The following is a 12,730-nucleotide window of genomic DNA, read 5'->3' on the forward strand; positions in this document are numbered from 1 at the left end:
AAGGCTATGAACGAGTACCTCAAAAGTGTAATTCTAACAACCATTATTTTTTTTGCAGCCATTTTCGTAGTTGCCTATCCTCATCCGGGAGGGATGCATACAGTAGAGCAAATTGAATTCGTAAAGCAACAGCTGCTAAAAAAAAATCCTGCTTATCTGATGGCTTACAATCAACTTATCCAAAAAGCAGATTCAGTTATTACAACAAGACATCATGCAAATCCTGATCTTAGTATTCCCGGTTTTTATTTCAAGCCAGAAGAGCATCGTAAAAACTCCCTCGGTCTACAAAATGATTGTTTTAGCGCATATACTTGTGCTTTAGCCTGGCAATTAAGTGGCAAGGCGATATATGCAGAAAGATCCTTGTATTTTATTAATGCCTGGAGCAGCATTAACAAAACTTATTCAGAAGCAGATGGCCCGCTGGTATTATGCTATTCTGGAGGTGCACTGGTAATGGCCGCTGAACTGATGCGCAGTTTTAGAGGATGGAAGAATGAAGATCGGGAACATTTTTCCTGGTGGATTAAATATGTTTATCGCAAAGCTGGAAATGAGATACGTGGTAGGACTAATAATTGGGGTGATTGGGGACGATTTGCATCATCACTTGCAGATTACTATCTTGACGACGAAGAGGACATGGCAGAGAACATTCGTCTTTTTAAAACTGACCTTTTTGAAAAAATAGCAGAAGACGGACATATGATCGAGGAAGTTAAGCGCGGTGCTAATGGAATCTGGTATACCTATTTCTCCCTTGCCCCTATTACGGCCACTTCCTGGATAATCCTTAATGCAAGCGGAGAAAACCTATTTAGATATGAACGAAATAATAAAAGTATGAAGAAAGCGCTCGACTACCTTCTTTATTTTCAACAACGCCCTTCGGAGTGGACCTGGTTCAAAGATCCCAGAACTGGACTGAAAGGAGATAAATACGGATGTTGGCCCGCAAATCTTATTGAAGCGATGTCGGGAATCTTCAAAGATCCTGCCTTCGATAAATTTCTTACCCCACTTCGGCCTCTGGTATACGCCCAACATGATTTTGCATGGGTATATCCGACGTTAATGCCACTTTCGCTAAATTACCACACAGAAAAAAAATAGAATAGTTAGCAGCTTCCGCAAAGATGAATACCTCAAAAAGAACACATTTTCCCTTTCACTCCTTAGGTCTCTTCCTTTTTTTAATAACCTGTTTTTGTTTTTTAAAGGCACAAGCACAGGGTTCAAAAAGATACACGCTAGCCTCGCCAGATCGGCAGTTACTATTGCATATCGAGCAAAAAGTCAACGGAGAGATCATCTATGGCTATTCCGCACATAGCAAGCAGTTGATTAAGGATTCACGTTTAGGATTTAAGGCAGAGGAAGTGGGTAATATTCCATCTCTTAATTGGAAAATAACGTCGTCAAGTCGAAAAACAGTAGATTCTGCTTGGAGGCCGGTTTGGGGGAAAAGAGAGATTGTTCGTGATCATTTTAATGAGTTAATACTAGAAGTTTCTGGGACAGCCCCTTATAAATCACAATTATCCATTGAATTCAGAGCTTATAATGAAGGCGTGGCATTTAGATACAGGTTTCCTAAGGAAAGTAAGTCAGAACACAGAGTGGTATCCGAATTAACAGAATTCAACTTTACAGGGGATTTCACCGCATGGTATTACAACTTTGAAAAACATAACATAGGTCCTGAACTACTTTCAATAGCTGAAGGAGAACGAATGCCGGTTATGACAATCAAAGCAGGCAGCAATTCTTATATGGCAGTTCATGAAGCCTGTTTAACTGAAGGGGAGCCAATGAAACTTCAATCAAAAAAAGGAGAGTTTAAATTCTCTGTTGCATCCAAACCCAAGCTTTTATATCCCGGGTATCAATCGGCCTGGCGGGTAATATTTTCTGGAACCACTCCCGGTCAACTTGTTGACTCTCATTTGCTCGAACTTTTGAATCCAGCTCCGACAATGGATTTTTCCTGGGTTAAACCAGGAATAGCGTTGTGGGACTGGAGAATCGATGGAGCTGAATGGGATGGGTTTCATTACGAAATGAACTATCCATCATGGGTTAAAATGATCGATTTTGCAGCTGAACAGGGTTTTCCTCATTTGGTGCTTGACGCCAATTGGTATGGTCCTGAATTCGCTAAAAGCTCTGACCCGTTAAAAGGAGATAAAGCAAAGGACGTACAAAACATAATCCAATACGGCAAGGAAAGGAATGTTGGTGTTTGGCTTTATTTAAATGATATTGGAGGGAAGAATTTTCCGATTGAACAAATATTGAAACAGTATGGAGAATGGGGTGCTGCCGGGGTGAAGTACGGATTTATGACCGGTAAGCCAGAAGAAAAAAATGCCCGCACCAGATTATTAACGGAGCTTTGTGCTAAAAACAAGCTCCTGATCGACTTTCACGATGAGCCTGTTCATCCTTACGGTCAAATGCGAACCTGGCCCAATGCCCTTACCAGAGAATACTGCAAGGCTCAGCTGGATGGGCACGACATTTTCTATCCAAAAACCTTTGTAACCTCAGCTTTTGTCAATATGATCGCGGGCCCTGTGGATATGAACAATGGCATGTTCGACCTTCGCCAAGGAAAAACAACCAGAAAAGACAACAATATGGAGGTACCTTCTACAGTAGTTTCAGAAGCAGCCAGAACCCTTATTACCTTTTCCGGCGCAACCATCATCCCTGACATCCCGGAATATTACCAGAAATATCCGGAATTACTTGCCTTCTTGTCTGCCCAGAAAATGCCCTGGAAGGAAAGTAAAACCCTTTCAGGTGAAATCGGAGAATATATAGTGACCATGCGGCAAGCTACAGATAATGTTTACCTGATCGGAGCAGCAAGCAATGAAAAGGGACGCACACTCAATATCCCGTTATCATTCCTACCACAGGGCCGGTTTAAAGCCTATATTGTTCAGGACGGTGATGATGCCCACTACTTAAAAAACCGGGAGACGTGCAAGGCTTCGGAGCAAGAGGTTACCCGTAAAACACTCATAGATTTAAAGTTAGCCCCGGGTGGAGGTGCTTGTATCAAACTAGTTAGGACGAAGTAAGGCTTGTCACCAGTCATCCGACCTGAATGAAGATACGGGTAAGCCATTCACACCATATAATTCACCTATTGCCCAATCGCTGAAAGCATAGCGCACGGCTTCTGGTGATGACACTCTTGTGCTATAGACAAGAACATCAGCCCCTTTTATCCGGGCCTCTGCTTTATAGAATTTGCGGTCCTTTCCTGCAATTTCAAACTGAGTTATGTCTTTTCCCATGGAAGCAATACCCATTGAGGCGTTAGAGAAATGAACAATTACTGTATCTTTAGAGATTTGGATAGACTTGTATTTGGGAGCAGAATAACCCAGTGCGGGTTGTCCGTATTTTTTTGACAAAGCCAGAAATGCCAGACGCTTACTGATAATTTCTTTATTTGCCGGATGGATGTTATGTTCCTCTCCCCCATCGATTGATACTGCCATTCCCGAATTCGGAATCTGATCTTCTAGTTTCAACTGAACCTCCCTTAGAAAAGGCAGTAAATGTTTCTGATTCTCCGGATAGTGCATAGGAGCGATCTGAACATAGAAAAAGGGCCAGGCCCCCTGATTCCAAAGGCTTCTCCATGATTTCACCATTGCCGGTTGCAGCAAACTATAATCCTGGTAATTGTACCTGTTCTGCTCTCCCTGATACCATAGAGCACCAGCTATATTGTATCCTACAATCGGAGCTATCATACCATTGAATAAATGAGAAGGGATATGATGGATCTTCTGTGAGGTTGCCCCTCCTGTAAGCTTGTTTTCTTTCGATAACTGAGCAAAGGATTTATCCTCCATCCATGCTTCAATAGGAGATCCGCCCCAGGCAGATTGGATGAGCCCAACAGGAACACTAAGGTTTTTATTCAATAAAACAGCAAATTGGTAAGCTACTGCACTAAATTCACTTACAGATTCCGGAGCGGCTTCCTCCCAAGTGCCTTTCACATCCTGTTGAGGTTCAGCGGCAGCCTTCCTTTCAATACGAAAAAGGCGGATTTTCGAGTTAGGGGATTGTAACAATAAATCATTGGAGTTTAGCACGGGCGAATTATAAAATCCCTTTACCGGCATCTCCATATTTGATTGCCCGGAACATAACCACACTTCCCCAATAAGCACATTTTTGAAAATAATTTTGTTTCGACCTGTTATCTCGATTTCAAATGGGCCACCTGCTGCTGGTGTATTTACCATGATCTGCCAGGAAAGACCGGATCTTACAGAATACTTTTTATTATCCCAGGAGGTTCTTATCCTGACAGTCTCGTTTTCGGAGGAGGTTCCCCAAATTTTAACCCTGCTTTTTTGTTGCAATACCATGTTATCAGCGAAAACGGCAGGTAGTCTAACGTTTGCAAAGACTGTTGAAATATTCAGCAGACAAAGACAAGAAAACAGGAAGCGATATTTATACATGTTGTAATTGTTGTTTAGGTAGTTCAGAACTCTTCTTCATCTTAACAGTCAGCCTGCCTATAAATACAGCCAGTAGGAGTACCACAATTCCAACCCCCATAACAACACCTGAAAAGTTCTCCGCCAGCGCGCCCAGGATAGTGATCCCCGCTCCTACGCAGGCCATTGCTGCAGCGATAACCCTTATTCCAAAGATGTTTTGTTTCTCGGCATCCGCATGTTGTACCGCTTTGTCTTCCAAGCCTCCTCGCTGGATTTCAAAGACATCTGCTGCCATAAGCACGGCTCTTGAAGATACTATTCCGCGAGAGCGATAATAAGTGTCGAACGATGCTAACAGTACTACCGGAATTCCCATTCCCGCTATCGTCTCCATTGTACGGTTTAGCTTAAAATCATATAAAGCCGGACATACTATTTTAAGGAACAGATTCAGACCTAAAGAAATTAAAGTTGTGGTGACTACAGAAAAGCCCGTTTGACGTTTTGAGAACAGCGTCCAAATAATAGGAGCAAACAACGCTCCCCCGGCAATAGAAGCGGTACTTAATACCACCTCAACAATTCCCCCTGCACTAGGTATCCATATAGCAATCAAAATGGTACCTACACCAAAGAGGAGGGTAAAAAATCGAGCAACCCAAATCACCTCTTTTTCAGGCGCAGAAGGTCTGATCAAATTCTGATAAATATCTTGTGCAAACACCGTTGCAGCCATATTGATGGTCGTATTCGCTTTACTGGAAGTGGCTGAGACCATCCCGGCGAGTACCAGTCCGATCAGACCCGCTGGCATTACCTTTTGAATTAGCATCATGTAAGCATCTTCAGTGTCCAGTCCCTGAAGGTTAGGATTAATGATCCTGTAAACCATGGGGGGAATCATCCAGATCACCGGACTAACAAAATAGAGAACGGTAAATATACCCGCCACCTTCTTTGAATTCTTTGCATTGGAAACGCTGGTATATCGCTGCACGTACGACCAGTTACCTCCAATATAAAAGGTTTGATAAACGATAAAGGCTAGCATAAAACCAAAAGTATAATCATTGTTAAAGGGCTGAAAGAAGTTCTCAGGAGCTTTATTAATCAGATTTTCTGCACCACCAATGTTGGAAAATGCAATTGGAATTACAATAACAACAGCAGCCGAAAGTATTACAAATTGAACAACGTCGGTTACAAGAACAGCCCATAAGCCGCCGGCTGCAGTATAAAGCACAATAATTAAGCCGATGATCACAATACTGATGTCCACCGAGACTCCTGTAACTACATGCACCATTTTACCGACTGGGTACAGTACAGCAGCTGTGGTGAACAAGCTGAGCAGTAAGGTGAGGTAAGTATAAAACTGTTTCTCGGAAGCTCCAAAGCGTTTCCCGATATATTCTGCAGCAGTTGCCACCCCTGTGCTCTTCCATTTTGCCGCGATAAATAGCGTAACGATAAGTCCGCTGATAGCCATAGTAAGCTGAATAGCATTTGCTACCAGTCCATGCTTATAAGCTATCGATCCCCAAACCACAAAAGTTCCGGCTGAAAAGTAACTGATGAACAAAGACAAGCCATTAATCCACCAGGGGGTTTCTCCACCCGCTTCAAAAAATGCCTGCCCGCTTTTACTTCCAACTCTGGTAAAGGTGAGTCCGATCGCGAAAATGAGCAATGCAAAAACGCCCATTACAATAAAATCCAGATTTGCCATGATCCTTTCTCCCTGATGTTAATTTGAATAGCACCTTACCGCAAATATAGCTGCTGGTACCTTTTCAGAAGGATGCTCCATTTTTATGATCAATTTATTTGTTGTAATAGCCGAGGGTAACTCTACAATATTACTTGTTTGAAAGTTACCTGTAACAGTAGCTAGTTCATTACCAAGACCGTCAAGTATAGTATAATTTCTTACGCAGAAAGGCATAGCTTTTTCAGGATGGGTCATCAAAACCGATTCCATGGGATGATCAAAATCAGTGTCAAACCAAAGCTCTATCCGTTTTATTTCCTGATCTATATCCCACTGAAGTTCGAGCTGCGGGAATGGATCGTTGAAGTCGGCCACCCATGCATTCGGTCGAGTAGTAGGTCGGTCAACACCATTCTTTATGTTTGAAGCCTGAAAAACATTTAAGGGAACAGGAACTTCCACCGCTAAATTCTGGCCGTGGGGTCTACGCTGAGGACACCAAAATTCAAATTCCTCAACTCCGGTATTAGGAGCAGGACTCTGTTTTCCGTAGTTCGACACCGCCTTATTTACCAGATTAAACACCGATAGTATCCCTGTCACCCGCTTTTCAGAATATCCCAGTTGTACATTGGGGTTTCGTTGAAACATCAGAAATACATATCCATCCATACCTAAAGTAGCATCAAAACCCAATTCCAGCTCATGCAGACCTTTGGCCAGTTTGAGCTCCTTCTTCCCAAGATTTACATCAGGAGTATAATTTCCATTTCTTTGGGTACCTCTCAATTCAATTTCCAATACAGTATCTTCAAGCACGTACACAGAAGTTTTGAACAACGGAATTTTACCAGCAGACAAAGGCCATAGTTGTGCAGAGGATATTTCAAGGGTCTTCCATTCACCCTCATGGCTAAAACCATTAAACTTTAATTCGCTTGAAGCACTTATTATGGCCTGTTGCACCAGGTCGCTTATGTCTTCCACTTTTAACCCTGGAATATACTGGCCTCTCTTAAGAAGGTTCTGCTGCAATTCGCCTATATATCCATTATTCAATAGTCCTGAAGGCTGCAATTTTTTATCTAAACATAATTTACTAGCCATACCGACTGATTGCCCAACATAGGCACTTGTAGCCATTACGCGGGTGGCACCAAAGGCAACGTGGCTCACACTTATGATCCTGCCCGTAAGAAAAAGATTTCTGATGTTTTTACTATAGAGACATCTGTAAGGAATATGAAAAACTCCCTTGCTATGCCATTGATTACAGCCAGGCTTTTCACTATAGACTCCATCAGCAGGATGCAGGTCAATGGACCAGCCACCGTAAGCAACGGCATCGTCATGGTGTCTTTGCTCTATCAAGTCCTGCTGGGTAAGGATATAGTCTCCTTCGAATCGGCGGCTCTCTCTCTTTCCCGGAATAGTTCCAACCCACTCCAGCGTTAGATTTTCTGCATCAGGAAAGTCCCCTGAATTTTTAATATGATTCCACACGCCATAAACCACCTTCCATAACTCCCATTTAATCTTCTCGGTGTCATGAACGGTATCCAGACGGCCACCATACTCCACCCACCACAGCTTACAACCAAATTCTTTGGAGTTAAAATTCCTGAACCTCGGTATTTCTTTGATATCCTGAAGGGCAAATGTGGGTGGGGTAAATGTAACAGGTTTACCGGTATCCTTACTATAGAAATAAAGCGAATGTCCGAGCAATTCACCATACTCCTCCGTTGGAGCCATCTTTTCGCCAAACTCCTCTGTACTTTCCGCCCCCATCCTGAATGCAGCTCCTGAAAGGAATCCTACAATTCCATCTCCGGAAGCATCACAAAACAAGGGAGCCTGAACAGTATAAGTGGTTGAATTTTGACTGCAAAAAGCTTTTAAGGATTCAATAGTATCGTTATCCTTTTTAACCAGGTCATACACGGCTGTATTCAAAAGAAGAGTAATGTTCGATTCCTGCTTCACCTTATCCAGAAGGATCATATCAAATATTAGTGGGTTTCCCTCAGAATTTTTATAGGTGTTCTCTACCAGTATCTCATCAATCACCCCTCCTTCCCTTGACCAGCGATTGTTATTTCCCATATGAGAGGTTGCGCCAAGGATCCATAGCCGCACTTCACTTGATGAATTTCCACCCAGCACAGGCCGATCCTGCAGCAATACCACTTTCACTCCGGCCCTGGCTGCCGTTATCGCTGTACATACTCCAGAAAGACCTCCTCCAACTATTCCCAGATCAGCCACGAGACTCTCTGCATGCAATTCTCTCTTTATAGTAAATGATTCTTGTTTCATTATTAATGCTTTAAAAAATGAACCTGCTTATTTTGCAGATAAGTGGTTTATAATCATGTCGAAGATATTGAGCTTTCCCAAAGCGATCGGGGTATCTGGCGCAAAAAAGAACATGGGAACGGTTGCAATTATTGGGAACGGTCCCAATCCTACCGATTGACACCTGATTCATTTTTTGTTCCTACATTAGATTCATGAAAAGTCATCAGACCACAATTATTGATATTGCGCAGAAGCTGAATTTGTCTAAGTCAACAGTTTCCAGGGCTTTAACAGGCCACCCTAATGTGAAAGAAGAAACGAGGAAAGCTGTCCTTGCCTTAGCCGAGGAGCTCGACTATCAGCGTAATATTTTTTCAATAAGTCTGATCACCAACAAGACTAAAACTATTGGGATAATTGTTCCTGAATTTATTACTTCTTTCTTCCCTCAGGTAATTATCGGTGCTCAGGAAGTTGCCTCTCAACAGGGCTATAACCTTCTGGTAAGTCAGTCGAACGAAAGCTACGAGACCGAGGTAGCCAATGCCAAGGTAATGCTAACGAATAGAGTGGACGGCCTTTTAGTATCATTAAGTAAAGAGACCAGGAACTTCGATCACTTAAAGGCTTTTCATAAAAGAGGGGTACCGGTGGTATTCTTCAACCGTGTTTGTGAAGAAATGATGGTTCCAAAAGTGGTAGTTGATGATTACGATGCTGCTTTTAAAGCAGTAGAACACCTTATCCAAATTGGTAAGAGGAGGATTGCACACCTTGCTGGACCAGAATCACTGGCAATAAGCAGAAAGCGACTAAACGGTTATAAGGATGCTTTGAAAAAGCATAATATCAAGATAGATGAAGATCTGATCATCTCCTACGATCTGACACTTAGTAAAGTACGCATCTATGTAAAGCATTTGCTCGACAATGACAATCCCCCGGATGCCTTATTCGCCATTAATGATCCTACTGCGATCGAAGCAATACAGATCATCAAACAAATGGGCCGCCGAATCCCGGAGGATATAGCTGTAGTAGGATTCAGTGACAATTACGCTTCAAGCTTTATTGAACCCAGCTTAACTACCATATCTCAACCAGTAAAAGAGATGGGTGAAGTAGCGATGCAATTATTATTAGACCAGGTTGATAAGGAGATGTCGAAATGGAAGCCATTAGTAAAAGTTCTAAATACAGAATTAATAGTAAGGAACTCCACGGTCAAAGCATCTTAACTGCCTGTACTATTTAAAAATCAATATCAAATTTTGGTTATAGGTATCTCTAGCTTTTCCTGCAGAGAAATGAGCCCTATTTTGCAGGATTTGCAATCCTCCTGTATATGATAATGTTAGGATGTTTGAAAAAACAACCAATTAACAAACATCATATGTTTAACCTATCAAAACTAACCAGAACCAGGTTTGGCAACCTGGCATTAAGTTTATTTTCAGTATCTGCTTTCGGGCTCTGTTTAAGCAGCTGCGAGCAACTCACGGATGAAATAGAGAAAATTCACGAACCAATAACATTGAAGGCTTCTTCTATTGAAATTGTTCTGAATGATGAGGACATCAAAAAAGACGTGGTAACATTTTCATGGACCCAGACCGATCCTTCTACAAAAGATCATCCTGTATCGTACACTACCAAGTTGGATCTGGCAGGTAACAACTTTGGCCCATCCACCGCAATCTCCAATCAGGAAGATGAAGGGATCATAAGCAGGAGCTTTACTTCTGAACAGTTGCAAAACTGGGCAAAGCTGAAATGGGGTATACCCAATAACCGGTCTTTCACCGTTCAGTTCAGAGTGATTGCTCAATGGGAGGAAGACTCAGGAGCCGAGGCAGAGGAAGTAAGAACCGTTACTGTTGATGTACAGCCAGCAACGCCTCTTGCTATCGAGGCAGATAAAATCTTCCTGGGTGGAACCGCAGTAACAGGAACAAGCAGGATTGAAATGAGTAGAACTCTGGAGGATGACAATCAATATGCTGCGCTTGTTGACCTGCAAGCAGGAGATCTACAAATTCCAATTGAACTTAAAGGTGCAACACACTACATCTATGAAACCAATAGCACGGGAGCGTTACAAGATGGCGAAGAAGTGAGGATAAAGAAACGAAACACAGCTTTCTCATGGCAAATAACAACTCCCGGGCAATATCGCATTGTTGTTAATCTACAGGCAGCAACATCAATCATCTACTCGCCAGCTAAAGCTTTGTTACCAAAAAGCGTTGTATGGAACAACAGCTCAGGAGTAGCAACAACAACGGAAGTGACTGATCTTTGGATGCATGGAGCGATCAATGGTTTCGGGACGCCCATAAAAATGGATTGTTCGGTTAGCCTTGCCGATCCTCAGATACTTATATATCGCGGTGGACGCACAGGAAAAACAAAGTTCATTGTTTACGGAGGCAGTGACAACAACAAGAATATTGCCTACGCCTTTAGCTGCCCATTAACGGCCACAGGTACAGCGCAGGAAATGATTCTTAACCTCGGTACTGAAGCTGATCTTTCAGGAGGATTCTCATCGGCACAACGTAATTCCTATTATACCATCCCAAGCGGTACAAATTTCCTTGTGCTCGACTTAAGGAAGATGAAGATTCTTGCCGATCAACGCTAAAGAAACCTTTTATAAAACATTACTATAAAACTAAAGATATGTTCAGATATTTATTGATGGCACTTGTGTGCGTGCTTACTACTTCTTGTACCAAGGAAGAGGTCCTTAGTGCAATCACTGAGCCCGGCGACACCACAGTAATCAAACTTAATTACAATAAAACTAGTCCCCTACGCAATCCTTTAAATGGATGGGTGATGTATGCAGCGCGTGGCGCAACTGATAGCTACTGGGATTCAGAATACTATGTACCTGAACTAGGCAAAAAGGTGAAGGCACAGGATTATACCGCAGCCTGTTATATTCGCACCAGCTGGGCTAATCTAAACCCCAGTGACGGAGTCTATACCTGGAATGATCCTAACTCCCAACTTGGAAAATTAATCATGGGAGCTGAGAAGAGGGGTATTCCCATTGCATTTCGAATAGTGGTAGATGGCCGGGACCAGGGACTGAACACACCGCAATTTGTCTTTGATGCAGGTGCCCAATTTTACTTAGAAAATCCCACATATCCCACCTGGAAGACCCCTTATCCGCAGGATCCAATCTTCAGGCAGTACTATACAAAGTTTATAGAAGCGTTTGGCAAAAGATTTAATGATCCTGCGCGAACTTCGTTTATCGATGGGTATGGTTTAGGCAAATGGGGAGAAGCTCATAATGTTATTTACGCCCCCCCAGGTACGTTAACCGCAGCAGAGACTGAAGTCGTTAAAGAAGAGGTAATGGATTGGGTTACGGGGCTATACGCACGTTGCTTCACAAGGATCCCTTTGGCTATCAATTACCATAGGGTAGTAGGACACCCTACCAGCTGGGGCTCTTTGAACCCTAATACCGAGCGACTTTTAACTAAAGCAATCAATAAGGGTTACTGCCTTAGGCAGGATGCCTTCGGAATGACCGACTACTATTCGAACTGGGAAAGACAATTTGCAAAAACCTGGAATAACAAGCGACCCATATTAATGGAAGGCGGCTGGATCACAACCGGTACACATCGCTATTGGATCGACCCAAGCGGAAAGTACAGAGAAGGTCATCCTGAAGATGTGCGACTGGGAGAATTTGATGCTTCCGCAGAAGCCAAAGTGAACATGATGGATTTTAGGGTTGGCGAAATAAACTCATGGTTTGAAAAGACCTTTTCATTGGTGCAGCGCTTCGTTTCTGAGGGTGGATACAGGCTTTATCCAGATCAGGTATCTGTTCCACGGGTAGTTAAAAAAGGCACTCAGACAACCATTACCCACCGCTGGAGGAATATGGGCTGGGGATATTGCCCAAACAACCTTCCACAATGGAATTATAAATATAAAGTAGCTTTCGCCCTGCTCGACGTACGGAATAATGTGAAGAAACTATACGTAGACTCCAACAGTGAACCTTCAAACTGGCTGAAAGACAATCCTGTATCATACAACTTTAAAACAGTGATAGATGCTCCTCCGGGAAAGTATACCTGGGCAGTCGCTATTGTTGATACTTCTGAAGAGAATGAACCAGGTATTAAACTTGCGGTCAATAATGAAACAACCCGAAGCGGATGGGTTAAACTTGCTGAATTGCAGGTTCAATAACAAGTATCAG

General features: G+C 42.7%; 8 protein-coding genes. 5 read left to right on the forward strand and 3 right to left on the reverse strand.

Translation table 11 applies throughout. The features are described 5' to 3' along the window. Window positions 1-6: 6 nt before the first annotated feature. Entirely contained in the window at window positions 7-1,116 is a 1,110-nt protein-coding gene (locus J4N24_RS14460) for an alginate lyase family protein (protein WP_207534409.1), read from the forward strand. Between the two features lie 23 nt (window positions 1,117-1,139). Beyond that, window positions 1,140-3,092, forward strand: a complete 1,953-nt coding sequence (locus J4N24_RS14465; RefSeq protein WP_256439377.1) for a glycoside hydrolase family 97 protein — start codon at window positions 1,140-1,142, stop codon at window positions 3,090-3,092. Between the two features lie 6 nt (window positions 3,093-3,098). Here J4N24_RS14465 and J4N24_RS14470 read toward each other — a convergent pair whose 3' ends face one another. Genes J4N24_RS14470 through J4N24_RS14480 form a run of 3 tightly spaced genes read right to left on the reverse strand, consistent with a single transcriptional unit; the run spans window position 3,099 to window position 8,511 of the window. Next, window positions 3,099-4,499, reverse strand: coding sequence for a sialate O-acetylesterase (locus J4N24_RS14470; protein WP_207534411.1), 1,401 nt, complete (start codon window positions 4,497-4,499; stop codon window positions 3,099-3,101). After that, window positions 4,492-6,210 carry a sodium:solute symporter family protein gene (locus J4N24_RS14475; RefSeq protein WP_242691630.1) on the reverse strand — a complete coding sequence of 573 codons (1,719 nt, stop codon included), beginning with the start codon at window positions 6,208-6,210 and terminating at the stop codon, window positions 4,492-4,494. The genes J4N24_RS14470 and J4N24_RS14475 overlap by 8 nt, the downstream gene beginning before the upstream one ends. An 18-nt stretch (window positions 6,211-6,228) precedes the next feature. Then, on the reverse strand, window positions 6,229-8,511 hold the full coding sequence (locus J4N24_RS14480; RefSeq protein ID WP_207534412.1) for an FAD-dependent oxidoreductase: 2,283 nt from the start codon (window positions 8,509-8,511) through the stop codon (window positions 6,229-6,231). Window positions 8,512-8,705: 194 nt separating this feature from the next. Between J4N24_RS14480 and J4N24_RS14485 the strand changes: the two genes are divergently transcribed. From J4N24_RS14485 to J4N24_RS14495, 3 genes are all read left to right on the forward strand, one after another. After that, window positions 8,706-9,731 (forward strand): LacI family DNA-binding transcriptional regulator, encoded by a 1,026-nt coding sequence (locus tag J4N24_RS14485; RefSeq protein WP_207534413.1) that lies wholly within the window; start codon window positions 8,706-8,708, stop codon window positions 9,729-9,731. Between the two features lie 155 nt (window positions 9,732-9,886). Next, on the forward strand, window positions 9,887-11,137 hold the full coding sequence (locus J4N24_RS14490; protein WP_207534414.1) for a SusE domain-containing protein: 1,251 nt from the start codon (window positions 9,887-9,889) through the stop codon (window positions 11,135-11,137). 38 nt (window positions 11,138-11,175) lie between these two features. Further along, on the forward strand, window positions 11,176-12,720 hold the full coding sequence (locus J4N24_RS14495; protein WP_207534415.1) for a DUF4832 domain-containing protein: 1,545 nt from the start codon (window positions 11,176-11,178) through the stop codon (window positions 12,718-12,720). Window positions 12,721-12,730 lie beyond the last annotated feature (10 nt).

It is taken from the genome of Desertivirga arenae (assembly GCF_017355785.1).
Taxonomy (GTDB): domain Bacteria; phylum Bacteroidota; class Bacteroidia; order Sphingobacteriales; family Sphingobacteriaceae; genus Desertivirga; species Desertivirga arenae.